The organism is Bacteroides sp. 14(A) (genome assembly GCF_000526555.1).
Lineage (GTDB): Bacteria > Bacteroidota > Bacteroidia > Bacteroidales > Bacteroidaceae > Bacteroides > Bacteroides cellulosilyticus.
Genome location: NZ_JAGH01000005.1, coordinates 225,060 through 247,750, shown reverse-complemented (window position 1 = coordinate 247,750; position 22,691 = coordinate 225,060). Strand labels below are relative to the sequence as shown.

The window sequence follows — 22,691 nt, the reverse complement described above, 5'->3', positions numbered from 1 at the left end:
AAGGTATCATCTCCGTACTCTTAGATACGGACAAACTACGGACCAGACACAGTTCAGATATAGCTTTGGATAGAACCGGGCAGGAAGGAAAACACTTCTCCTGCACACTAATTGATTCTAAATAATGAGAACAGAATATAAGGCCAGATACTGCCTCGAACTATCAGGATGCGGAGGTACGGCATACGACGCCTCTTTCAATTCCCTCGTAGGCAAGGAGTATTGGAAATCCGGCAATACTTCGCAGAAAAGTTGAATGACAGGTACGGTTATAACAGGACTTTCACATGAATATTTCACCAAATCCACTTTATAAAAAGTAGCCGTACAGCCTTCGTCTTTGCAAGATTTTTCCGGTTTATGAGAAGTTTTATGAGATTTATGGCATTTGGCACATCCATTGGTGCAACATGCTTGCGCTGTCTCGCAGCGGGCACAACAATAATGGACAATAGAGACTCCTGCCCCTGCATAAACAACCGTCAGGGACAATAAAACTGCCAATATGTAACGAAGTCTCTTCATATCCGGTGCAAAGATAGCCAGATAAAAGCATTCATACCTATCTTTTTTCATTTTTTATATGTTCTATTCGTTAATATGTTCTATATTTGTCGATAACGAACTGATATCGAAATGTTGAATTTAACGAAGAAAGTCCAAATGAAAAAGCAATATGTCAGCCTACTTGTCATTCTACTTGCGGCAAGTGGCTTTTTATTTTCTTGCGGTAACACTGTGAACAAAAGCGCGGGTGCGCTGGAGTTCGACAGTATACAGGTAAATGAGGTAGCCCACCTCTTCGGAGACACTGCGAAGCCCGGCTGCAACATCATCATCAACTTTGCATACGCTAATAAGTCGTCCGACGAAAAGCTGAAAGACAGTCTGAACACCTATTTCCTTTCAGCCTGTTTCGGAGATAAATACATGACTCTGAAACCTGAAGAGGCGATAAAACTTTACAAGGAAAACTATATCAAGGATTACCTGAAAGATTTGGAACCGATGTATGCCAAAGATGAAGCTGAAAAAGAAGACTCTGCTTCAATATTAGCTTGGTATTCTTATTATAAAGGTATTGAAAGCCACGTGCAGTATTATAAAAAACATCTGCTGGTTTACCGCATCAACTACAATGAATATACCGGAGGCGCACATGGTATTTATATGTCTACTTTCCTGAATATGGACCTGCGCACCTTGAGCCCGATATGCCTGGATGATATTTTTGTAGGAGAATATCAGGAAGCTCTCACCGATTTATTATGGAACCAGCTCATGGCAGACAATAAAGTTACTACACGCCAGGAAGTAGAGGATATGGGCTATACAAGTACAGGAGACCTGGAACCGACTGAAAACTTCTACCTAAGTCCCAAAGGTATCACCTTCTATTATAACATTTATGAAATTGCTCCTTATGTGATGGGCCCGGTAAAAATTACCTTGCCTTATGAGATCATGTCGCATCTGCTGAGTGATGATACTATGGTATTGAACGAAATAAGAAACGAGAACTAATTATGATTTAGGACTTCCACCCGCATCGTAAATCATAAATTATAAATCATAATTCATAAATTATTCACATGGAAATCATTCTAAAGTACTTCCCAGACCTCACAGAGGCGCAGAAGCAGCAATTTGCGTCCCTCTATGATCTCTATACGGACTGGAATGCAAAAATAAACGTCATATCACGTAAAGACATTGAAAACCTGTACGAACACCACGTACTCCATTCATTGGGTATAGCTAAAGTGATTCGCTTTACCCCCGGCACCCGCATCATGGACCTTGGAACGGGCGGTGGTTTTCCGGGTATTCCCCTTGCCATCTTATTCCCCGAGGTGAAATTCCATCTTGTTGACAGCATCGGGAAGAAAGTACGTGTAGCAACGGAAGTAGCCAACAGCATCGGACTGAAAAACGTGACTTTCCGCCATGCACGTGCTGAGGAGGAAAAGCAACTCTTCGATTTCGTTGTAAGCCGTGCCGTGATGCCGTTGGCCGACTTGCTGAAAATCATCCGCAAAAACATCGCCTCCGAGCAACACAATGCTATGCCAAACGGACTGATCTGCCTGAAAGGTGGTGAGCTGGCAAATGAAGCCATGCCTTTCAAGAATAAGACCATGATGTATGATCTGAAAGACTATTTCGAAGAAGAATTCTTTGAAACGAAGAAAGTGGTTTACGTGACGCCTTAATCACAGAAATAATGACTAACATATACCTATCATGAAAATAAAAAGGTTTGAGTTTAATATGTTCCCAGTAAACTGTTATGTTCTGTGGGACGACACTCTTGAAGCTGCCGTGATAGATCCCGGTTGCTACTATGAGGAGGAAAAACAAGCGTTGAAGAACTTCATTCACAAAAATGGCCTGAACGTAAAGCACCTCCTTAATACGCACCTGCATCTGGACCATATCTTTGGAAATGCTTTCATGGTCAAAGAATTCGGTCTGCCGGTGGAAGCCAACAAAGCCGATGAATTCTGGATTGACGAAGCTCCGAAACAAAGCCGCATGTTCGGTTTTCATTGGAACGAACTGCCCGCACCGATAGGACACTATCTTCATGACGGAGATATCATCAACTTCGGTAACACTACGTTAGAAGCTATCCACGTACCGGGACATTCACCGGGTAGCCTTGTTTACTACTGTGCCGCAGATCATTGCATGTTCTCCGGTGACGTACTTTTCCAGGGCAGCATCGGACGTGCCGACCTTACCGGTGGTAATTTCGACGAACTGAAAGAGCACATTTGCAGCCGCCTGTTCATACTGCCCAATGAAACGATTGTCTATCCCGGACATGGCGCCCCGACCACTATCGGTATTGAAAAGGCAGAAAATCCATTCTTCAGATAAGAGTAAGAGTCCACCACAGATTACACAGATTCACACGGATTTCTTTATCCGACAATCAGTAAAAGAAATTATTAATCTGTGATAATCCGTGTAATCTGTGGTGAAAAAGAAAGCATAAACTTTTAATCAAAATATAGATATGAAAAACGACCTATTAGCTTGCCGCCACATCGGCATCAGCGAAAAAGACGAAGAGAAAATGCTCCGGAAAATAGGAGTCGGCAGTCTGGATGAGTTGATAGACAAAACCATCCCTGCAAACATTCGCCTGAAAGAACCATTGGCATTGCCCGCGCCTATGACTGAATATGAGTTCGGACAACACATCACCCGGTTGGCGTGCAAAAACAAACTTTACACAACGTATATCGGCCTCGGCTGGTATAACACCATTACCCCCGCCGTTATTCAACGGAATGTATTCGAGAATCCGGTATGGTACACTTCTTATACCCCCTACCAGACAGAAGTTTCGCAAGGGCGCCTCGAAGCGTTGATGAACTTCCAGACCGCAGTATGCGACCTGACAGGTATGCCACTTGCCAACTGTTCTCTGCTGGATGAAGCTACAGCTGCTGCCGAAGCCGTAAGCATGATGTACGCCCTGCGTCCACGTGATATGCAGAAGTCCGGTGCAAACGTAGTGTTTGTGGACGAGAACATTTTCCCACAGACACTGGCTGTAATGACTACGCGTGCTATCCCGCAAGGTATTCAGATACGCACGGGAAAATATTCCGAACTGGAACTGACACCGGATATTTTTGCCTGTATACTGCAATATCCGAATGCAAGCGGAAACGCAGAAGATTACCGTGCCTTTGTAGAGAAAGCCCATGCCGCTAACTGCAAAGTAGCCGTTGCCGCTGATATCCTGAGTCTTGCCCTGCTCACCCCTCCCGGAGAATGGGGAGCTGATATTGTATTCGGTACCACCCAACGCCTCGGTACACCGATGTTCTATGGCGGACCGTCAGCCGGGTACTTCGCTACGCGCGACGAATACAAACGCAATATTCCGGGACGTATCATCGGTTGGTCAAAAGATAAATACGGAAAACTCTGTTACCGTATGGCACTGCAAACCCGCGAGCAACATATCAAACGGGAAAAGGCTACTTCAAATATCTGTACCGCACAGGCTCTGCTGGCAACCATGGCGGGCTTTTATGCCGTGTACCACGGTCCGGAAGGTATTCATGCCATTGCAGAACGTATCCACAGCATCGCCGCATATCTGGAAAAGTGTATCAAGAAACTGGGATACAAACAAGTGAATGACCAATACTTCGACACCCTTCGCTTTGTGTTGCCCGACAGCGTATCTGCCCAACAGGTACGTACCATCGCATTGAGTAAGGAAGTCAATCTGCGCTACTTTGATAATGGAGACGTAGGTATGAGTATTGACGAAACAACTGATGTATCCGCTGCCAATGTGTTGCTTTCCATCTTTGCCATTGCCGCAGGAAAAGACTACACCAAAGTGGATGATATTCCCGTAAGCAATACTATTAATAAGACTCTGAAACGCCAGAGCGCTTATCTGACACATGAAGTGTTCAATAAATATCATACGGAAACGGAGATGATGCGCTATATCAAGCGCCTTGACCGTAAGGATATCTCCCTTGCCCACTCCATGATTTCCCTCGGCTCCTGCACCATGAAGTTGAATGCTGCGGCAGAAATGTTGCCCCTCAGCCGTCCGGAATTTATGTGTATGCATCCGCTTGTACCCGAAGACCAGGCAGAAGGATACCGTGAACTGATTAACAATCTCAGCGAAGAACTGAGAGTCATTACAGGTTTTGCAGGTGTCAGTCTGCAACCGAACTCCGGTGCTGCGGGCGAATATACCGGTCTCCGTGTGATCCGCGCTTATCTGGAGAACATCGGACAGGGACATCGTAACAAAGTGCTGATTCCCGCATCTGCTCATGGTACCAACCCCGCATCTGCCATCCAGGCCGGTTTCACTACCGTGACTTGTGCATGCGATGAGCAAGGAAATGTTGATATGGCTGACTTGCGTGCCAAAGCGGAAGAGAACAAAGACGATCTGGCTGCACTGATGATCACTTATCCTTCCACCCACGGTATTTTTGAGACGGAAATCGTAGAAATCTGCCGCATCATCCATGATTGCGGTGCACAGGTATACATGGACGGTGCAAACATGAATGCGCAGGTGGGCTTGACGAACCCCGGAGTTATCGGCGCCGACGTTTGCCATCTGAACCTGCACAAGACCTTTGCTTCACCTCATGGCGGTGGTGGTCCGGGTGTGGGTCCTATCTGCGTAGCGGAACATCTGGTTCCGTTCCTACCGGGGCATCCGTTGTTCGGTAATCCTGTAAATACAGTGTCTGCCGCTCCGTTCGGTAGTGCAGGTATTCTACCTATCACTTACGGATACATCCGCATGATGGGTACGGAAGGGCTGACCCGTGCAACGAAAATCGCTATCCTCAGTGCCAATTATCTGGCTGCTTGTCTGAAGGATACTTACGGCATTGTATATCGTGGAGCTACGGGGTTCGTAGGTCATGAAATGATCCTGGAATGTCGTAAGATTCACGAAGAAACGGGCATCAGTGAGAATGATATTGCCAAGCGATTAATGGATTATGGTTATCATGCTCCTACCCTCTCCTTCCCTGTCCACGGCACACTGATGATAGAGCCTACGGAAAGTGAAAGCTTCAGCGAATTGGAAAACTTCGTGAAGGTGATGCTCAATATCTGGGAAGAGATTCAGGAAGTGAAAGAAGGAAAAGCGGATAAGGAAGACAATGTTCTGGTAAATGCTCCGCACCCTGAATATGAGGTGGTAGCCAACAACTGGGAACATAGTTATACCCGTGAAAAGGCTGCTTATCCGATAGAAAGCGTACGTGAAAATAAATTCTGGATAAATGTAGCGCGTGTAGATAACACGTTGGGCGACCGTAAGTTGTTGCCGACGTGCTACGGATGCTTTGAATAATCTCATTTTTCGGCACATCGTATTAATCAAGAAGCGGAACTACATGATGATAGTTCCGCTTTTTTTATCTCCTAATAACTAAAATAGCATCTCACAAAAACCGGTGACGGAGAATTTACGCAGCGCAGCAACATAATAAAGAAAAAGTTGTTACCTTTGCATCTGTACCTATTTTTAAAGCAATATTCATCATGGCTACAAAAGAAATTCCATACGGTCTGAGCGACTACGCCCGCCTCGCCCTCGAAAACTATTATTACGTAGATAAAACCCACTTTATCCCACTGATAGAGAAGGCCGCTTCGTTTTTCTTCCTCATCCGCCCCCGGCGTTTCGGCAAGAGCCTCACGCTGAGTATGCTTGAAAGCTATTATGACATCAACAACGCCAATCGCTTCGAAGAACTCTTCGGAGAACGGTGGATATACCAACATCCTACAGCACTGCGGGCAAAGTTCCTGATTCTGAGATTCAACTTCTCGGCAGTAAGTTCCAACATCGACCGGATGCTTGACTCCTTTGAGGAGCACTGCAAAGATCGCTTCATTGATTTTGCTGACCGCTACGAGCACCTCTTCGCTCCCGGCTTCCGCCAGGAACTGATGGAACGCGAAACGGCAGCATCCGGCCTAAGCTACATCAACACCAAAGCCAGCTTCCTAAAACTCAACCTCTACCTTATTATCGATGAGTACGACAACTTTACCAACACCATACTCTCCACCTACGGCACCGAGACCTATCAGAAGGCCCCCCACGGCGAGGGATTCTTCCGCTTCTTCTTCAACGTGATAAAAGCCGCCACCACCGGCAGCGAACAGGCACTGAAGCGAATGTTCATCACCGGAGTGTCGCCCATCACGCTGGACGACGTGACGAGCGGATTCAACATCGGCTCCAACTTCAGCACCGACCCACAATTCAACGGCATCGTCGGCTTCAGCGAAACGGAGCTACGCACCATGCTCACTTATTACAAAGAAGAGGGCACGCTGAAAACCGAAGTGGAAGATCTCATCACGATGATGAAACCCTGGTATGACAACTATTGCTTCGCGGAAGAAACACTGTCCGAGTCGATGTTCAACTCGGACATGGTGCTCTATTTCCTCTCCACTTTCCTGCGCCTAGGCACTCCACCAAAGGAGATGATCGACAGGAACATCCGCACGGACTACAACAAAATACGTCACCTCATTCGCATAGACCGAGAGTTGGGAGCCAACTTCTCCATCATCCGCGAGATTGTGGAAAACGGACGTACTACGGCCAACATCAACAGTAGCTTCCCCGCCGACCGAATGGTAGACACCAACAACTTCAAGTCGCTGCTCTACTACTTCGGATTGCTGACCATCAGCGGCACGGAGCGGGGAAACGTTGTACTCACCATCCCCAACCAGACGGTACGCGAACAACTCTACACTTATCTCGTCGACACCTACCACCAGGCCGAACTCTTCGCAGTAGATCTCAACAAACTAAACAACCTGATGGCAGGTATGGCCTACGACGGCGACTGGCAACCCGTCTTCACCTACATCGGTGAAGAATTGAAACGCCAGAGTCGCATCCGTGAGTTCATCGACGGCGAGGCGCACGTGAAAGGGTTCCTGCTCGCCTATCTGGGATTGACTAATTATTACTATCTGCAACCGGAATACGAATCGGGCAAGGGCTATGCCGACTTTTACTTCCGCCCCAACCCCTCGGTAACGGGTATTCCCTATCTCTATCTACTGGAAGTGAAGTACGCCAAGGCCTCCGATCCTGCCGACAAAGAGCAAGAGCTCATGACGGAAGCACGCACGCAATTATTGCAATATGCCGCCGACCCCATCGTGACACAGAGCATCGGAACGGCAAAACTAAGACTCATTACCGTTGTCTTCCGTACATGGGAAGTGGTAGCAATGGAGGAGGTAGAAGAAATAGAATAAATTTATCAGCGAAGAACGAAAGTGTAAACATCGCATTTCTATAAATGAGCATCACCCGAAAAAAGAAACAAAACGGACTTTTCTACACAAAAGCCGAAGAGAGAATAAATACCCTCTCGCACGCCGCAGGCATCCTGATGGGGATTATTGTCGGCACGATATTTCTCGTGAAAGGCTATCAGAGTGGAAACTTCTGGGCTGTATTTGGCATCTGGCTCTATCTCTTCGGTATGCTTGGCTCTTACGTCTCCTCTACCCTCTACCATGCGCTGAAATACCATAATCCCTGGAAGAAACGGTTGCGGAATTGGGATCATGCAGCTATTTACTGGCACATTGCAGGCAGTTATTCACCCGTCACGCTGATTGCACTGCGGAATGAAGGTGCCTGGGGATGGGGATTGTTCGGATTCGTCTGGCTATGCGCCATAATCGGCACTATCGTGAGTTTCCGCAAGATGGAGGAGCATAGCAATGTGGAAACCATTTGCTTCATTGTCATGGGATTGTCCGTACTGGTTGCCTTCAAACCTCTATATGCCATTGCCGAAGGAACTTGCTACTGGATGATTGCCGAAGGAGTCTGCTACATCACCGGAGCCGTATTCTACTCTTTCCGACAGCGATATATGCATTCTGTCTTCCACTTCTTCGTACTGGCAGGATCGGCATGTCACATAGTGGCGGTGTGGCTTATCCTATAAAATAAATACGCAGGAAATTACATTAATCCCCTTACAACACATCACATACACGCCCATCCGAATTTACGCACAAGTTCCGCCAACAGGCTACGGTCTTTTACAGGGAGATTAATTACCACATTCTCACGCATATCTCCTGACAATATATATCCCTCAGCAGGCAATTTATCTTCAGGCAACGATTTCTCCATGAGCCTCTCGTGTTGATATTGCCCCGTCTGAAACACTACATCAAAATATTCATGTTTGTTTTCAGGATGAATGAAAAGTGAGCGTAAATCTATACCGCCACTCAAAAAGTCTTCCAAGCGCCGGGCAGAAATACGAATACCTGTATAGCGACAAAGCAATTCATCTTCATATAGCAAACAAAGATACAAAGTATCAAAGGCATCACGTGCCACAAAAAGCTGTGGTACATCACAGAAATCCAATATCTTTTCTATCCTTAATACATTTTCCATAATCAGATTACTTTAGCTTGTGAAACATCAAAATCTTTCGTTCTCCACCAAGAATAATGTGCAGTGCCGAAAGTTTTCTTTATCATCCCATCTTTAGGCTTCAATTCAACCAAGGCAATATTTGCATTCCTGAACTTTGGAAGCTTCAATCTTTTCTCAGCCTCTTTTCTGTCAGAAAACAAAGAAACGGCTCTTGTTATACACTCATCTACGCCCAGCCCCTTAAACACTTTGTCCGGTTGCAGTCTTCTCTGCGAAAAAAAATCTACCGATTGCGCAGGATTGCCGTTTGCTATTCTATAATAATAACCATCACACTGTTGAGCATCTTCGGGTGGACATTGTTCTGGCAACAACTCAAACCATTCTACTTCCATTATTTCCTTATCTGTGTATTTCTCGCAAAGTTACTGCTTCTGTACAAGTAAACAAATATTTCTCAGAATATTTATCAACCCAAATATATCACCATTTCACAAGATATTTATGCAACAAGTTATCCTGAATCGAATTCAACGCGTGTTCCATTTTCACTTCTTCGTACTGGCAGGGTCGGCATGTCACATGGTGGCGGTATGGCTTATCCTATAAACATCCATCTGCTAAAATATATTAATTAAAGTCTCTCTTCCTTGCTTTTCTCCTTAGCATCATCTACGTTTGCAGTGTTGTACATCAGTGCAACACCTATAAAGTTATGATAAAGATAGAGAATATAAGCTACGGCTATAAGCCTAAACAACCTATTTTCAGTGATATATCTCTAAAAGTAGGCAGTGGGATATACGGACTCCTGGGAGAAAACGGTGTAGGAAAAACAACACTGATACATCTCATTTGCGGACTTCTTTTCCCCTGGAAAGGTGAATGCAGCATCGATAACAGTAACTCCGCCCGAAGAAGTCCGGAATTGCTGAACCGCTACTTCTTTCTACCGGAAGAAATGCAAATGCCTACTGAAAGTATCTATCAGTTCGCCGCCCGCCATTCCGTATTCTATCCCCATTTCAGCCGCAAGGATTTCGAACAGAACCTGGAAGAATTGCACATCGATGGAAAACAGAAACTTTCCGCCGTCTCCTACGGACAACAGAAGAAAGCGATGCTGGCGTATGCCTTAGCCCTGCACACTCCCCTCACCCTGCTCGACGAACCTACCAACGGACTGGATATCACCTCCCGGCAAGCCTTGAAACGTATCATCAGTCGCACCGTGGATGATGAAAGCACCTTATTCATCTCCACTCATCAGGCACACGATTTCGAAAACTTGCTGGATCACCTCATCATCCTCAGCGAAGGCGAAATCTTACTGAACCGCTCACTGGATGAAATCAGTGAACGGCTGCTTTTTGTCCGCACAGCCTATCTACCCGAAGATAGCCTTTATAGCGAACAAGACCTGCATGGCTACTTCTCTATCCTACCTAATGAAGAGGGAGAAGAGAATACAGCGGACATTGAACTACTGTATAAGGCAGCGCTGCAAGTACCGGAGAAAATTAAAACGATATGGAATGAATAAATCATAAGAAGAAATTATGAATACAACTTTTAATCTGAAACGTTTCTTCCTATTGGAGAAATACAAGAAGCAAGAAACCGGAAAACACTTGTTATGGAGTGCAGGTGTCGTTCTGGGGATTTGTATTCTCTGTATGATGTATGATATTAATAAAGGAGCAAGTTTCTATACAGAACAGACGCAAGCCGCATCCTTGAGTCGCTATACTTTGTGGTTCCTCTGCATCGCTCCTTGCCTGCTGGAAGCAAGTATCTCCAAGCATAACTCCACACTCTATCTGCTGCTACCCGCTTCTGCTTTGGAAAAGTTCATTCATTTATGGCTGAAATATATACTCATACTTCCGCTATTCTGTGCCCTGATAATTGTAGCTCTCAAAGGAGTATTCATGTTGTCAGGTATCGACTATCTGCAACACTTCGGGAATCTTATCGAACTTTACGTAGTCAATAAAGGCCAACTATTGACATACAGTCTGCTACAGGGTATCTTCTTCATCGGCTGTATAGCCTTTAAGCGTCAAAAAATGATAAGTTCTTTTATCCTCGTATGCCTCTGTCTCATCATCATGCTGGGGCTCACCGCACTCATGACAATATGTGCCCCCGCTGACTCTCATGGATATTGGATGTCAAATATTATAGCTTATCCAATATATAATTTCCCGGTATCTCCCACGGGAGAAGCCATCATCGCTTTCTGCAACTATGCCACTCCCCCGCTGTTTATCATCGGAACATGGGTATCAGTCTACTTCCTGCTCAAAGAAAAACAACTGTAAGCTATGGAGTTTAAAACCAACAAACCAATATACCAACAGATCGTAGACTTCTGTTTCAGCAAGATACTCACCCGGGAATGGCGGGCGGAAGAGCGGGTAGTCTCGGTCAGGGAGTTTTCTACACAGCTTGCCGTGAATTCGCGCACCGTAATGAAAGCCTACGAATACCTACAGGCGGAAGACATTATTTATCCGGAACGGGGTATGGGCTTCTATCTGGCAAAGGATGCGGTGAAGAAAGTGATGAAGATACAGAAGAAAGAATTCTTCGACAACCAACTGGCCGATGTATTCCTCAATATGGAACTGCTCGGCATCAGCATAGATGAAGTAATAGAACGATATAATAAACTTAAAAACAGCAGTTCATGAAGAGATACGCAAAGACAGCATTATGGATTACCTTCGGACTCCTCTTCGTGCTCATCATAGTCAAAGTTTTTACTCTGATGTACGAACTGAATTCCGCTGTACAGTCTTAACTTTTACAGCCTCGACGCCGAAAGTATAAACATCTGAAATACAAATTATAGAATCTTCCCTGACAGGGAGGAGTGCCTTTTACATCTCTAATCAAACAGTAATCTACTAACAGGAACGAATATGAAAACAAAACTATTTTTACTACTGGCTGTCCTCTCCGTACTCAGTACGCAGGCACAGAACCTTACAATCAAAGGACGTGTTACGGATATTTCGCAAGAAGCCATCATAGCCGCCAATGTATCGCTATGGACCACGGACTCCACTCTGGTGACCGGAGTGACTTCGGACACGCAGGGTAAGTTTGCCCTCAATAAAATCAAGGCGGGTAATTACCGCCTGGCCATTACTTTTATCGGCTATCAAAGTGAAGTCATCCTACTGAAACTGAACAACAACCTCGACCTGGGCGATGTACAGTTGCAGGAAGATGCCGTAAGCCTGGGTGAAGTGACCGTATCCGCCAGCAACGTGCTTCAACGCGTGGACCGTCAGATTATCCTGCCCACCGAGAGCCAGCTAAAACGCTCGTTCGGTGCCTACGATCTGCTGAATAACCTCGGCATCGCCCGTCTGCAAGTGGACAAGTTCACCAATAGCATGAGCATCAGCGGTGGCGGAGCCGTACAAACCCGTATCAACGGCATCAAAGTGACGGACAAGGAAATAGCCGCCGTCAGAGCCAAAGACGTGCTACGCGTGGAGTTCATCGAAGACCCGGGCAAGCAATACGGTGACGACGAACTGGGTGCCGTAGTCAATATTATCCTGCGTCGCCGCGAAACGGGTGGTGTGGTGAACTTCCAGCTTTCCGACTCGCCCCATACCCTGTGGGGAGAGAATTTCCTGAGTGCGAAGTTCAACTACAAGAACTCCGAATGGGGCATTGACTACTTCAACAAGAATGGCAAATACCACAGCCGCCTCGAATCTCACGAAACGTTCTATCTGGGCGACCGTACCATCGACCGCATCAAGGAAGGTATCGAAGATGAATCTCCCGCACTCAGTTTCATCAACAACCTGAATCTGACTTACAATCTGACAAAAGCGGACAAATATGTATTCAACGCCATCTTTCGCAATAACCTCAACAACGCTCCCTATCAGAATGAACTGAACAAAATGTGGGCGGCAGGAGATACGGAATCTATTTATTCGTACGTCAACAACCATTCGTCCAGCTATTCTCCGGCACTCGACCTTTACTTCCAGCATACCCTGCCCCATCAACAGAGCATTCAGATGAATGTGACGGGAACGCTCATCCATACCAAAAACAACCGGAAATATAAGGAGTACAAAAATGAGAATACGCCACTGGCAGACATTCAGACACTGGTGGACGGTGACAAACGCTCCATCATCGGTGAGGCCATTTATGAAAAGAGTTTCAAGGATGTAAAACTAAGCGGCGGTGCCCGCCACTATCAGATGAGGACGGAAAATGAGTACAAAGGCTCCACCCCCACAACTTCGAAGATGGATCAGGCACAGACCTCCGCTTTCTTTGAGGTGCAGGGCAAGGTAAAGGAGTTCAGTTATGCAGGCAGCGTAGGCATGACGCGCGCCTGGTTCAAGGAAAGTGACGAAGACCATGCTTACTATACTTTCACGCCTACCGTACGATTGAGTTATAATTTGAAGAAAGCGGGTTTCCTGCGCTATCGGTTCAATATTAGTCCCGCCATACCTTCACTCGGTTCGCTGACGGATGTGGAACAGGCTATTGATACCATACAGATTGTTCGTGGTAACCCGTTGCTGAAAACATACCAGCAGTTCACAAATTCCTTGTCCTACAGTTATTCTAAGAAACAGTTCAATGCCAATCTGAGCCTGCGCCATCAGTATTACGACAGTCCCATCATGGAAAGTATCTTCGTCGAGGATAGAAAACTGATACTGAAAGATGAAAACCAACGCTCGTTTCAGAGCCTGAATGCGGAACTGATGATCGGCACAAACGGGGCAACACTGTTCGGACTGAAAGATTTCCTGACTCTTTATGCTTCGGGAGGATACACTCGCAGTTGGTCGGAAGGTTTGGAATACAGCCACACGTACGATGAATTTTACTACAGTGTGATGGCGCAACTGCAATACAAAGGCTTCTCTTTGCTCGGGCAATTCAGGAAGGTGCAGAACAACTTCTTCGGTGAGACCATCAAGAAGAATGAAAATCAGACGGCATTTATGGCAATGTACGCCAAGCAGAACTTTCAGGCAGGGATTGGTGTTCTGTTTCCTTTCACCAATAATTATAAGGTGGGAAAAGAACGCATCAGTGAGGTGGCTCCCTTCCGTTCGGAAACTTTTGTGAAGGAGACGGGGCAAATGTTCATACTCCGCATAGGCTATACGTTCGAGTTCGGCCGCAAGCACAAAGCCGGAAACAAGGGATTGAACAATAGTGATACGGACAGTGGCATCATTGACATGCAGAGATAAAGATCCGGATATAATTTCATTTCAGCCCTCTTTGTGAAAAGAGGAAGTCCAAAGGGCGAGGTGGCGGATTATACAAATTGCTTCATGTATAATTCATTAATTACCTGACTGCCGCCTCCCCTGCGGACTTTTTCTATTTATAAACGGGAAGAAAAATCTTTCTTCCGCATGATCCCTTTTTCATCCTTATTCTTCATTTCCAGTTTCAAAGGATGAAACCAACAGTTTCTCGGTGTGAAACTGTCAGTTTCAAGCAATGAAACTACTGGTTTCACGGCATGAAACTGAGAGTTCCAAGCCATGAAACAAATCTGGGAACATGGAGATGAATTTTATCAGGTTGATAGCTCCTGAAAAGCAGGTCCGGTATTACTTAATAATAGTCACAGTGCCTTCCGCAAGCTGCCTTTCCTTAACCGGGGCAGCTGCCGCATAACCTAAAGCAGCGCAACCGTACACACGATGATTTTCGGGAATACCCAGCTTCGTCAGGAAAGCACGTACCTCAGGATCATCATAAGTCTGCCCCAATTGATTGATCCAGCAGGAGCCTATTCCGAGAGATTTTGCAGCAAGGAAGATATTCTGCATGGCACAGGCACAATCCATAGCTGCCCACCACTGCGTCGGTTCATTGGATACGATGACAAGCGTAGGCGCATGATAATAACAGCAATAGGTCTGGCTGTGTCCACGCTCCTGCAAACGGGGCTCTTCACTCTTGGCAAAAGCGCCTTTGATCTTCTCATTCAGTTCTTCCAGCACCGCGGCATTCTGAATGGCTGTGAAATGCCACGTCTGATAGTTCATACCACTGGGAGCATAGGTTGCCGCTTCCAAAATAGCATTCAGATCTTCTTGTGAAATCTGTTGTGCCGTATAAGCGCGTACACTGCGACGCGACTTGATGGCTTTTAAAACTTCATTCATACTCTTTATTTTTTTGTCAATCCAATCTTTACATTCAGTCTGAAATAATACACGCCGTTCTCTTTTTCCAGAAAGCCGTACTTGTCCTTGTCTACCGAGCCTTTCTCCAAACGGGTATTCAGGAAGAGGAAATCGGCAAATGTCCGGTGCTCCGACTTATGATAGCAAAGCACTTCTCCTTCTGCATCCACCAGCAGAATACCTTCTACGGCAGAGTCCGTACCGTTATAAATCTTTGCCGGACGCATACCAAAGGCAAGTGCCAACAAGAACTGCTTCATCTTAAACTCGTAGAAACCATGCTTGTTTATCAGCTCATCTTTTATCTTCAAGGGATTTATCTCTTTGATGCGTTCCGTCAGTTCACTGATACGGGCTATGCCGTCGAGATGCATCATACGCACCATTTCAGCCAGCATACGAGGAAAATGCAAATCAATCATCAGCAAATTACAACGGAATACACGGTCGGCTACATCGGAATATTTCAGTACTCCGCCCAGACGTTCAATCATCAGCATACGCTCAGCCACCTCCGTAGGAGACTCCGGCAAAGCATTCACCTTATTTACCGTAGGCGTGGCAAATTTAACACCCGACTGTTCCAGTTTCAGATTTGCCGTACGTCCGCCATCGAGCAACGGATTCATTGAGCTGAGACGACAACGGACATTGAATCCCGTCAGCGGAGCCTCGGGATGCCAGAAAGCTACTGAGAAATCCGTACGGTCTTCCGTCTTCGCTTCCAGGTCGTAGATATTGACCGCATCCAGAAATGCCTCCAGTCCTTCGGGAACTTCAATGGCGTCAGTGCCACTGGTAGTCTTCAGTAACTCAAGGATAAACTCGGCCGCTCCACCAAAATCTTCACGGGGGATGACTTGTTCCTCCTTATCGGCTGCAACAAATGTCCCCTCCTTCTCTATCACACCACTGACAATGCGGACATTGCCCTGCTCTATATAATAACGACGCGTACCGTCATGTTCCTCCCTCTGTATCAGCGCAACAGGCCAACACTTCGTTTCATCCTTCCGGGCTTGCGGTGTACCCAGTGAAACCTTTCCGTCTGCCAGGAGGCGAAAGAATGTGTAGAGTTCGCCCAACTCACGTTTTGTAGCTTCGAATGCCATAACAAATTGTTTTTTTCCTAATTAACAAGTGTGCAAAGATAATGCAAATCGAAGGTAGAACTTTCATGCTGGCATGAAAAAGTTATGCTGAAGCATAGCTTATTTTATTTAAAGATAAGGAAATCCCCCCAAAAGAAAGTGAATGGACAAACTATTTCCATGTAGAAGCGTTCTACCTAAAACATCAAACATTTAACTCCCTATAGCATGGAAAATGAAAAGAATATAGTAGCCATCACAGCTACACCGAATGGGCCTTTCATTGTGGAAGGCAATTTTAAACTGATAGACAGAGAAGGAAAAGCGGAAATACGAACAGGCAGAATTGCCTTATGCCGGTGCGGTAAGTCCTATAAACAACCCTTTTGCGATGGTACACACCGGAAAATCCACTATAATGATTTATCTTTGAAATAAACGTACTGGATCACCAGGAAGCCGGAGACATTACACTTCCTCGAAGTGTAATGTCTCTACTTTTTCCAGACGCGCCTTCAACTTCGGCATCATCGACTTCCGGATGCGAAGTGTCATACGGCAATCCATATCATACGACTGTTCCAGAATTTCCGGTTCTTCTTCCTTTACGATACGCATTACATCATTCATAAAGGGATATTCAAACAAGAAGGTCACTGCTTCGTCCACCGTTTTCTCTATCACTTCGGCAACAGCTATCGCCTCGGCAGCGGCAGCTTTATAAGCAACAATCAGTCCGCTTGTTCCCAACTTTATACCGCCGAAATAGCGGACAACAATTATCAGTATATCCGTCAGTTCATTGGAGTTTATCTGTCCCAGGATCGGCTTTCCTGCCGTACCGGAAGGTTCTCCATTATCATTGGCGCGGAAATCTTTACGTTCGGGTCCCAGCATATAGGCGTAGCAGACGTGGCGGGCATCATAATATTTCTTCTGATAAACTTCCAGATGCGATTTTACCTCATCGACAGTACGCACGGGCAAAGCGATAGCAATGAACTTGCTGCGCTTCTCAGTGTAAATCCCTTCGGAAGGGGCGCTTATGGTTTTGTAGGTATCTTCACTCATGCTGCAAAGATAAGTATTCTTATTGTTATGAGAAAATAGTTTCTAATCCTCTCTCTTTTTCAGACGAAACAGGCAGACTTTAGAAGTTTTTTCGTAAGTTTGTCAAAAGTACAGCGCATTCCATAGAAAAAAGTCTGATTATGAGTATGTATCAGGGCCTCATACTGATAATCTTAGCATGCAAGGTCCTCCCATAAGTAACATTTATTACTATGAACAACAAGCTGTTTACCTTTCTCGACCCTCTGCTGGGTTACATCGACAATGGTCGTTTCTTCCGCGAACCCTTCCGCTGGCTCTATGTCATCTTTGCCGTATTGAACTTGCTGTTTCCTATCTTTATACTGGCAAAGGTCATCGAGATGGACTTCTTTAAATATGCCGAAGGGAAATTAATCCTTGCTTTCATTCTGCTGTTCATTATCCTTTGCGCAGGAGCATGGGGAAGCTATCTGCTCTGGATGAACCGGAAAAACAAACTGAAAGAAGCTATTCAGGAAGAAAATGAATTCATTGCCATTCCTGTTGTATCGCACCTGACGCAGACGATGGGTGAATGGCTGGGACTTTATATCGGTGTCATCGGTACACTGTGTTCGGTGGTTATTGCAATCTTTGCTGCCAATGAAATCAGATACATACTGCCGATACCTTCCGGTATGTTCTTCCTGATGCCTATATACGGCTTCCTGATTGTGGTATTCGCACGCCTGCTTGCCGAGTTGTATCGCGCATTGGCCGTCATTGCCAACAACACCAGGAAATTGACAAAGACAGAAGCAAAAGCCGAAGCCAAACTGGAAGATATAGAAGATATAGAGGAAATCTAAATATATGAAGAAAGTAGTCATAGCTATTGACTCCTTTAAAGGATGTTTGCCCTCGGCAGAAGCTGGAAAAGCAGCCGCCGAGGGTATTCGTTCCGTATACCCGGAATGTGAAGTCATCTGCCTGCCCATAGCCGATGGGGGCGAAGGAATGCTGGATGTGCTGATTATGGCAACCAACGGTCAGGAAGTTCCGATCTCCGCCCACGATCCATTGATGAGGTGGCGCAATACTTATTACGGCATTTCCGAAAATGGGGAAACAGCTTTCATAGAAATGGCAAGCATCAGCGGATTGCCTTTAGTTCCACCGGAAAGAAGAAACCCAATGCTGACTACCACTTACGGCACGGGAGAAATCATTCGTGATGCTCTGGAACGTGGTTGCCGCAACTTTATCATTGGCATTGGTGGCAGTGCAACCAATGATGCGGGGTTAGGAATGCTTCAGGCATTAGGCTTTCGTTTTTCAGACAAGGAGGGTAAAGAAGTAGGGACAGGCCGTGGAGAAGTATTAATAAAAGTAGCGCATATAGACAGCACTTGTGTCCATCCGGCTTTAAACAGTTGCCGATTTACTGTTGCCTGCGATGTACAAAATCCATTCTATGGTCCCGAAGGAGCGGCTTATGTCTTTGCACCTCAGAAAGGAGCAGACCGGGAAATGGTGGAGGCATTGGATGCAGGACTGCAAAACTTTGCAGAAGTCATCCGTCATACGACGGGAAAAGATATTTCCCATCACCCCGGAGCCGGTGCCGCCGGAGGTATGGGCGGTAGTCTGCTGGCTTTCCTGAATGCGGAACTGAAACCCGGCATACAACTGATGCTGGAAGCTCTTGACTTCAGTAATAAAATAAAAAGCGCTGACCTGATCATTACCGGAGAAGGAAAAGCTGACCGGCAAACATTGATGGGAAAAGTTCCTTCCGGCATACTTGCTGAAGCCCGAAAACAAAATATTCCGGTAATCCTGTTAGCCGGCAACATAGAAGATTCGGATGAATTACAACAAGCCGGGTTTGAAGGGGTCTTCTCTGTTAACCCTCCATTCATATCGTTAGAAGAAGCCATGAGACCGGAAGTTGCACGCAAAAACATACAGCAAACAGTCGAGTCTATTTGCAAGAAATAAATGATTAGATGCAAGTGTATCTCCGTATCAGAGTTTATGTATCACTCTGCGACAACGTTTCATTTCCCTTTCCGTCAGTCCGGGATGTTGTTTCGTTCCGCCTTTCTCGATGGCTGAAACAACTTTAAAGCCGCTCCATTTCAGAATTTCTTTCAGCGCTTTTACTACTCCCCTTGTCTGATTAAAGAATATATTGAAAGGATATGGAGTAGTGCAAGTGCTTACGATAACTGCCTTTTTACCTTTATGCAGGCCGATAGGAATGCCTCGTGAGGTCTCTCCCATCATTCCGTAAACGATGCGGTCGAACATCACTTTCAGTTGTCCCGGCAGGTTTCCCCAATAACAAGGAGCGCCGATTATCAGTGCTTGTGCTTCTTCTATCTGCTTCAGCACACGTTGTGCATCATCCTCGGGCAAACAACATTTCAGTTTCTCACGGCAACTCATACAGCCGATGCAGGGACTGATTTGCAGGTCAGCCACTCTAATCACGGTAACTTCGTCCCCATTCGCCCGGGCTTCCGTTTCCATCAATTGCAGCATTTTCGAGATATGTCCTTGCTTGCGGGGACTTCCGTTGATAATCAGTATTTTCATAATTAGTCCGTATTTACGCAATTCCCAATAGCTGGACGTCAAACACTAAAGTAGAGAAAGCAGGAATAGGGCCACTGCTACGTGTACCATATCCCATTGCATAAGGAATATAAACAATCCAATGATCTCCTACATGCATTCGTTGCAGGGCTATCTGCCAGCCTTCAATGACTTCATTCAGACGAAAAGCCTCAGGGTAATTCCGTTTCCAGGAGTTATCGAACTCGCGGCCATTTATCAAAGTGCCTTTATAATGCACAGTTACGATACTATTCAAACGGGGAGTATTGCCGCCATTCCCTTCTTCCAATACCCGATATAGAATTCCGCAAGGCAGTTCCCGGATATCATTCTCTGCACGCAAAGCCTCCAGGTACCGCTCATTCTGCAATTTATATTCTTCTTTTCGTCCCATAAGTTATAAATGATTCTTCTTTCCCACAAAAGTACAACATTTATGCTATCCACCCAAATATGGAATAAGCTCATCGTGCGTTTTTGGAGATTATATGAATAAGCGGTATCTTTGCTCCATGAAAAAATTAGTTATTGTCGGATGTGGACGACTGGCCGGAATAGTTTCGGATGCAGTTGTTAATGGCTTATTGCCGGAATATGATTTAGTTGGAGTTTACTCACGCACAGCAGAAAAAGCTGAACGTATAGTTAGTAAAATGCAGCAACACGGGAAATCCTGCGTAGCATGTACAACCCCGGAAGATTTACTGGCACTGAAACCGGATTATCTGGTAGAAGCAGCCTCTCCTGCTGCCATGAAAGAGTTTGCATTGCCCGCCCTAAAGAACGGTACTTCCATCGTCACCTTGTCTATCGGTGCTCTGGCAGACACTGCATTCTATCAGGAAGTGATGGAGACTGCCAAAGCGAACGGTACGCGTGTATACATCGTTTCCGGTGCTACGGGCGGTTTCGATGTTCTGCGGACAGCTTCTTTAATGGGAAATGCAAAAGCTAAATTCTTTAATGAAAAAGGTCCTGATGCCTTGAAGGGAACAGCTGTATATGATGAGACATTGCAAACGGAGCAACGTGTTGTCTTCTCAGGAAATGCTACTGAAGCCATAGCCATGTTCCCAACAAAAGTCAATGTAGCCGTTGCTGCTTCACTGGCCTCCATCGGCCCGGAGAATATGGAAATGTCCATGCAATCCACTCCCGGATTCGTGGGAGACACTCAAAGAGTGGAAATAAAGAACGATCAGGTGCATGCCGTAATTGATGTGTACAGCGCCACCGCTGAAATTGCAGGGTGGTCTGTTGTGAACACCCTGCTTAACATAACATCACCGATTGTATTCTTCTGATTACATTATCGGTTATATGCTTCTATATTGGCCAGTACTTTCTCGCTCAGGCGGTCAAACGCCTGACGGGTACGGCCTGTAGACACCTGCATACAGCGGACATGCGGATGGCTTAAAAGATGCGCTCCACCCAAAGCTCCCAGTGTATCACAAAAACAAAGGTTATCACCTTTCAGCCACTTAACGAACGCGGGTTCGTCCCATGCCGGAGACAGCCCGGTATTGAACAAGATCTTTTTATTTCCGAGTTGTTCGAACTCAGCCTCATGCAACAGGACTGTATTCTTATTGAGACAACAGAAAACGACTTCACTCTGAGAAAGAAGTTCTCCCAAGGGTAAGAAACGATATCCTTTGGCAGCCGCATCCTCTTTTTCACTACGGGCAAAATAAGCGATATCCGCCCCAAAGAATTTCAATGCATCGGCAATCATGCCACCGGATTTACCCAATCCTATGACACCTACTTTCAGCCCTGTGATCTCCCGGGGCATTTCTTCCCAGGATTCCTGACCAAATCCATGCAGGCAACGCACCAGTTCGCTGACTACATATTCCACCACACCTTCATCCCCATAATCCCGGATACCGGTTACAGTAATCCCCCGTTCGTTCGCATAACGAATGTCTACATTGGCACTCTCCGGCGAATACAGCGAACAGCACATACCGATATACCTTATATTCGGACACTTCTCGAGCACACTCCTGTTTATTTGTGAAGTATAACTCAATAGCACAGCATCGGCATCTCCGATACGGGCTACTATTTCATCATCCCCTGCCGGAACATCAGGGAACGTCACTACCTTTTCTGCATACGAATGCAGTGCTTTTTCTGCTGACGGAATCAGACTTACGGGTTCTATTGCTACAAGTTTACGAAACATAGTTTTTTTATTTTAGAGAGGACGAAGTTAGCAAAAAGAGTGATATAAAACAAAAGAGCTGCCATCGATCATACGTGACAACTCTTTCTTACTATCTTTACGACAATACTTTTTCTTGTTCTTATGCGGACGATCTTTTGCAATCCAACGTCCACCATTGCGTTCCATCTCTATCAAGCGGTTCGCTTCTTTGAATGCCGACAGGGCATCCCTACGTTTTTTCGTCTTCATTGTTCTACAATTTTTATACATTACAATATAGCTGAAAGGCTAATGTTTTGCAAAGATAATGCAAATTGAGCGCAGAACTTTCATACTTGCATGAAAAAGTTATGCCGAAACTATCCTCTGCTGCCCAAACTATTCTTATCCGGATTTATCTCCGAAACCATATTGCGCACTTCTTTCTTATCGACTTTGGAATATAAGCCCAATTGTCGTCCAGGTAATGTTCCTTCAGCATCTTTTTGTATCTTGCTCTTCTCTTCAAGAGCCTTTTCATCTTTTTTATCCATATCGTTATCTGGTTTAGGTTATTTACTGATATACTAACAAACAGATGCTCCTTAAAGTTCTACTTT

25 protein-coding genes are annotated in these 22,691 nt (G+C 45.6%); 14 read left to right on the top strand and 11 right to left on the bottom strand.

Annotation, left to right across the window (positions count from 1 at the left end):
* Positions 1–117: 117 nt before the first annotated feature.
* Positions 118–576, bottom strand: a complete 459-nt coding sequence (locus tag K429_RS0123765) for a hypothetical protein (RefSeq protein WP_007213683.1) — start codon at positions 574–576, stop codon at positions 118–120.
* A gap of 87 nt (positions 577–663) precedes the next feature.
* Between K429_RS0123765 and K429_RS0123760 the strand changes: the two genes are divergently transcribed.
* The 6 genes from K429_RS0123760 (at position 664) to K429_RS0123735 (ending at position 8,516) form a co-directional block, all read left to right on the top strand.
* On the top strand, positions 664–1,524 hold the full coding sequence (locus K429_RS0123760; protein WP_029328326.1) for a DUF3298 and DUF4163 domain-containing protein: 861 nt from the start codon (positions 664–666) through the stop codon (positions 1,522–1,524).
* 68 nt (positions 1,525–1,592) lie between these two features.
* A complete protein-coding gene (gene rsmG / locus K429_RS0123755) occupies positions 1,593–2,213 on the top strand; it encodes a 16S rRNA (guanine(527)-N(7))-methyltransferase RsmG (RefSeq protein WP_007213681.1) in 621 nt (206 codons plus the stop codon).
* A gap of 31 nt (positions 2,214–2,244) precedes the next feature.
* A complete protein-coding gene (locus K429_RS0123750) occupies positions 2,245–2,883 on the top strand; it encodes an MBL fold metallo-hydrolase (protein ID WP_025833002.1) in 639 nt (212 codons plus the stop codon).
* Positions 2,884–3,022: 139 nt separating this feature from the next.
* Complete coding sequence (gcvP, locus tag K429_RS0123745; protein WP_029328324.1) at positions 3,023–5,872, top strand: aminomethyl-transferring glycine dehydrogenase; 2,850 nt, start codon at positions 3,023–3,025, stop codon at positions 5,870–5,872.
* A gap of 191 nt (positions 5,873–6,063) precedes the next feature.
* Positions 6,064–7,812 (top strand): ATP-binding protein, encoded by a 1,749-nt coding sequence (locus tag K429_RS0123740; protein WP_029328323.1) that lies wholly within the window; start codon positions 6,064–6,066, stop codon positions 7,810–7,812.
* Between the two features lie 44 nt (positions 7,813–7,856).
* Positions 7,857–8,516, top strand: coding sequence for a hemolysin III family protein (locus K429_RS0123735; RefSeq protein WP_029328322.1), 660 nt, complete (start codon positions 7,857–7,859; stop codon positions 8,514–8,516).
* 41 nt (positions 8,517–8,557) lie between these two features.
* On the opposite strand, the gene K429_RS0123730 is transcribed toward K429_RS0123735, so the two are convergent.
* Both K429_RS0123730 and K429_RS0123725 read right to left on the bottom strand, forming a co-directional pair.
* Positions 8,558–8,980: a DUF6575 domain-containing protein gene (locus tag K429_RS0123730; RefSeq protein WP_007217931.1), complete on the bottom strand. Its 423-nt coding sequence runs from the start codon at positions 8,978–8,980 to the stop codon at positions 8,558–8,560.
* Positions 8,981–8,982: 2 nt separating this feature from the next.
* Positions 8,983–9,357, bottom strand: coding sequence for a hypothetical protein (locus K429_RS0123725; protein ID WP_007217930.1), 375 nt, complete (start codon positions 9,355–9,357; stop codon positions 8,983–8,985).
* A gap of 320 nt (positions 9,358–9,677) precedes the next feature.
* Between K429_RS0123725 and K429_RS0123720 the strand changes: the two genes are divergently transcribed.
* From K429_RS0123720 to K429_RS0123700, 4 genes are all read left to right on the top strand, one after another.
* Positions 9,678–10,505: an ABC transporter ATP-binding protein gene (locus tag K429_RS0123720; protein ID WP_029328320.1), complete on the top strand. Its 828-nt coding sequence runs from the start codon at positions 9,678–9,680 to the stop codon at positions 10,503–10,505.
* A gap of 16 nt (positions 10,506–10,521) precedes the next feature.
* Entirely contained in the window at positions 10,522–11,286 is a 765-nt protein-coding gene (locus K429_RS0123715; RefSeq protein ID WP_029328319.1) for a hypothetical protein, read from the top strand.
* A gap of 3 nt (positions 11,287–11,289) precedes the next feature.
* A complete protein-coding gene (locus K429_RS0123710; protein ID WP_029328318.1) occupies positions 11,290–11,658 on the top strand; it encodes a GntR family transcriptional regulator in 369 nt (122 codons plus the stop codon).
* A gap of 231 nt (positions 11,659–11,889) precedes the next feature.
* Positions 11,890–14,220 (top strand): TonB-dependent receptor, encoded by a 2,331-nt coding sequence (locus K429_RS0123700; RefSeq protein ID WP_029328316.1) that lies wholly within the window; start codon positions 11,890–11,892, stop codon positions 14,218–14,220.
* A 369-nt stretch (positions 14,221–14,589) separates the two neighbouring features.
* On the opposite strand, the gene K429_RS0123690 is transcribed toward K429_RS0123700, so the two are convergent.
* The gene (locus K429_RS0123690; RefSeq protein ID WP_029328315.1) at positions 14,590–15,150 is read right to left on the bottom strand and encodes a nitroreductase; all 561 of its coding nucleotides are present in this window, start codon (positions 15,148–15,150) and stop codon (positions 14,590–14,592) included.
* Positions 15,151–15,155: 5 nt separating this feature from the next.
* Complete coding sequence (locus K429_RS0123685; RefSeq protein WP_029328314.1) at positions 15,156–16,283, bottom strand: HpaII family restriction endonuclease; 1,128 nt, start codon at positions 16,281–16,283, stop codon at positions 15,156–15,158.
* 207 nt (positions 16,284–16,490) lie between these two features.
* Here K429_RS0123685 and K429_RS0123680 point away from each other — a divergent pair, with 207 nt between their 5' ends.
* Positions 16,491–16,700 (top strand): CDGSH iron-sulfur domain-containing protein, encoded by a 210-nt coding sequence (locus K429_RS0123680; RefSeq protein ID WP_007213658.1) that lies wholly within the window; start codon positions 16,491–16,493, stop codon positions 16,698–16,700.
* Between the two features lie 30 nt (positions 16,701–16,730).
* Here K429_RS0123680 and K429_RS0123675 read toward each other — a convergent pair whose 3' ends face one another.
* Positions 16,731–17,333 (bottom strand): YigZ family protein, encoded by a 603-nt coding sequence (locus K429_RS0123675; protein WP_029328313.1) that lies wholly within the window; start codon positions 17,331–17,333, stop codon positions 16,731–16,733.
* A 212-nt stretch (positions 17,334–17,545) separates the two neighbouring features.
* Between K429_RS0123675 and K429_RS0123670 the strand changes: the two genes are divergently transcribed.
* The gene (locus K429_RS0123670; protein ID WP_007217916.1) at positions 17,546–18,163 is read left to right on the top strand and encodes a hypothetical protein; all 618 of its coding nucleotides are present in this window, start codon (positions 17,546–17,548) and stop codon (positions 18,161–18,163) included.
* Between the two features lie 4 nt (positions 18,164–18,167).
* Positions 18,168–19,295, top strand: a complete 1,128-nt coding sequence (locus K429_RS0123665) for a glycerate kinase (RefSeq protein WP_029328312.1) — start codon at positions 18,168–18,170, stop codon at positions 19,293–19,295.
* Positions 19,296–19,322: 27 nt separating this feature from the next.
* Here K429_RS0123665 and K429_RS0123660 read toward each other — a convergent pair whose 3' ends face one another.
* Together K429_RS0123660 and K429_RS0123655 are read right to left on the bottom strand one after the other, a co-directional pair.
* Positions 19,323–19,895 (bottom strand): flavodoxin family protein, encoded by a 573-nt coding sequence (locus K429_RS0123660; RefSeq protein ID WP_007217914.1) that lies wholly within the window; start codon positions 19,893–19,895, stop codon positions 19,323–19,325.
* A gap of 13 nt (positions 19,896–19,908) precedes the next feature.
* Complete coding sequence (locus K429_RS0123655) at positions 19,909–20,310, bottom strand: FKBP-type peptidyl-prolyl cis-trans isomerase (protein WP_007217913.1); 402 nt, start codon at positions 20,308–20,310, stop codon at positions 19,909–19,911.
* Between the two features lie 118 nt (positions 20,311–20,428).
* Between K429_RS0123655 and K429_RS0123650 the strand changes: the two genes are divergently transcribed.
* Positions 20,429–21,220 (top strand): aspartate dehydrogenase domain-containing protein, encoded by a 792-nt coding sequence (locus K429_RS0123650; protein WP_029328311.1) that lies wholly within the window; start codon positions 20,429–20,431, stop codon positions 21,218–21,220.
* A 5-nt stretch (positions 21,221–21,225) separates the two neighbouring features.
* Here the strand turns inward: K429_RS0123650 and K429_RS0123645 are convergent, their stop codons facing one another.
* The 3 genes from K429_RS0123645 to K429_RS30730 form a co-directional block, all read right to left on the bottom strand.
* Complete coding sequence (locus K429_RS0123645) at positions 21,226–22,110, bottom strand: D-isomer specific 2-hydroxyacid dehydrogenase family protein (RefSeq protein WP_029328310.1); 885 nt, start codon at positions 22,108–22,110, stop codon at positions 21,226–21,228.
* Positions 22,111–22,137: 27 nt separating this feature from the next.
* Entirely contained in the window at positions 22,138–22,341 is a 204-nt protein-coding gene (locus tag K429_RS0123640) for a hypothetical protein (protein ID WP_007213650.1), read from the bottom strand.
* A 110-nt stretch (positions 22,342–22,451) separates the two neighbouring features.
* Entirely contained in the window at positions 22,452–22,625 is a 174-nt protein-coding gene (locus K429_RS30730; RefSeq protein WP_007213649.1) for a hypothetical protein, read from the bottom strand.
* Between the last annotated feature and the right edge of the window lie 66 nt (positions 22,626–22,691).

What these genes read in the sequence shown, in the direction of transcription:
- K429_RS0123670 (WP_007217916.1), top strand. Translation starts at nt 17,546, where the DNA reads ATGAACAACAAGCTGTTTACCTTTCTCGACCCTCTGCTGGGTTACATC.
- K429_RS0123720 (WP_029328320.1), top strand. Translation starts at nt 9,678, where the DNA reads ATGATAAAGATAGAGAATATAAGCTACGGCTATAAGCCTAAACAACCT.
- K429_RS0123750 (WP_025833002.1), top strand. Translation starts at nt 2,245, where the DNA reads ATGAAAATAAAAAGGTTTGAGTTTAATATGTTCCCAGTAAACTGTTAT.
- K429_RS0123690 (WP_029328315.1), bottom strand. Translation starts at nt 15,150, where the DNA reads ATGAATGAAGTTTTAAAAGCCATCAAGTCGCGTCGCAGTGTACGCGCT.
- K429_RS0123660 (WP_007217914.1), bottom strand. Translation starts at nt 19,895, where the DNA reads ATGAAAATACTGATTATCAACGGAAGTCCCCGCAAGCAAGGACATATC.
- K429_RS0123640 (WP_007213650.1), bottom strand. Translation starts at nt 22,341, where the DNA reads ATGAAGACGAAAAAACGTAGGGATGCCCTGTCGGCATTCAAAGAAGCG.
- K429_RS0123685 (WP_029328314.1), bottom strand. Translation starts at nt 16,283, where the DNA reads ATGGCATTCGAAGCTACAAAACGTGAGTTGGGCGAACTCTACACATTC.
- K429_RS0123680 (WP_007213658.1), top strand. Translation starts at nt 16,491, where the DNA reads ATGGAAAATGAAAAGAATATAGTAGCCATCACAGCTACACCGAATGGG.
- K429_RS0123740 (WP_029328323.1), top strand. Translation starts at nt 6,064, where the DNA reads ATGGCTACAAAAGAAATTCCATACGGTCTGAGCGACTACGCCCGCCTC.
- K429_RS0123675 (WP_029328313.1), bottom strand. Translation starts at nt 17,333, where the DNA reads ATGAGTGAAGATACCTACAAAACCATAAGCGCCCCTTCCGAAGGGATT.
- K429_RS0123725 (WP_007217930.1), bottom strand. Translation starts at nt 9,357, where the DNA reads ATGGAAGTAGAATGGTTTGAGTTGTTGCCAGAACAATGTCCACCCGAA.
- K429_RS0123735 (WP_029328322.1), top strand. Translation starts at nt 7,857, where the DNA reads ATGAGCATCACCCGAAAAAAGAAACAAAACGGACTTTTCTACACAAAA.
- K429_RS0123665 (WP_029328312.1), top strand. Translation starts at nt 18,168, where the DNA reads ATGAAGAAAGTAGTCATAGCTATTGACTCCTTTAAAGGATGTTTGCCC.
- K429_RS0123765 (WP_007213683.1), bottom strand. Translation starts at nt 576, where the DNA reads ATGAAAAAAGATAGGTATGAATGCTTTTATCTGGCTATCTTTGCACCG.
- K429_RS0123730 (WP_007217931.1), bottom strand. Translation starts at nt 8,980, where the DNA reads ATGGAAAATGTATTAAGGATAGAAAAGATATTGGATTTCTGTGATGTA.
- K429_RS30730 (WP_007213649.1), bottom strand. Translation starts at nt 22,625, where the DNA reads ATGGATAAAAAAGATGAAAAGGCTCTTGAAGAGAAGAGCAAGATACAA.
- K429_RS0123700 (WP_029328316.1), top strand. Translation starts at nt 11,890, where the DNA reads ATGAAAACAAAACTATTTTTACTACTGGCTGTCCTCTCCGTACTCAGT.
- rsmG (WP_007213681.1), top strand. Translation starts at nt 1,593, where the DNA reads ATGGAAATCATTCTAAAGTACTTCCCAGACCTCACAGAGGCGCAGAAG.
- K429_RS0123655 (WP_007217913.1), bottom strand. Translation starts at nt 20,310, where the DNA reads ATGGGACGAAAAGAAGAATATAAATTGCAGAATGAGCGGTACCTGGAG.
- gcvP (WP_029328324.1), top strand. Translation starts at nt 3,023, where the DNA reads ATGAAAAACGACCTATTAGCTTGCCGCCACATCGGCATCAGCGAAAAA.
- K429_RS0123710 (WP_029328318.1), top strand. Translation starts at nt 11,290, where the DNA reads ATGGAGTTTAAAACCAACAAACCAATATACCAACAGATCGTAGACTTC.
- K429_RS0123650 (WP_029328311.1), top strand. Translation starts at nt 20,429, where the DNA reads ATGAAAAAATTAGTTATTGTCGGATGTGGACGACTGGCCGGAATAGTT.
- K429_RS0123715 (WP_029328319.1), top strand. Translation starts at nt 10,522, where the DNA reads ATGAATACAACTTTTAATCTGAAACGTTTCTTCCTATTGGAGAAATAC.
- K429_RS0123760 (WP_029328326.1), top strand. Translation starts at nt 664, where the DNA reads ATGAAAAAGCAATATGTCAGCCTACTTGTCATTCTACTTGCGGCAAGT.
- K429_RS0123645 (WP_029328310.1), bottom strand. Translation starts at nt 22,110, where the DNA reads ATGTTTCGTAAACTTGTAGCAATAGAACCCGTAAGTCTGATTCCGTCA.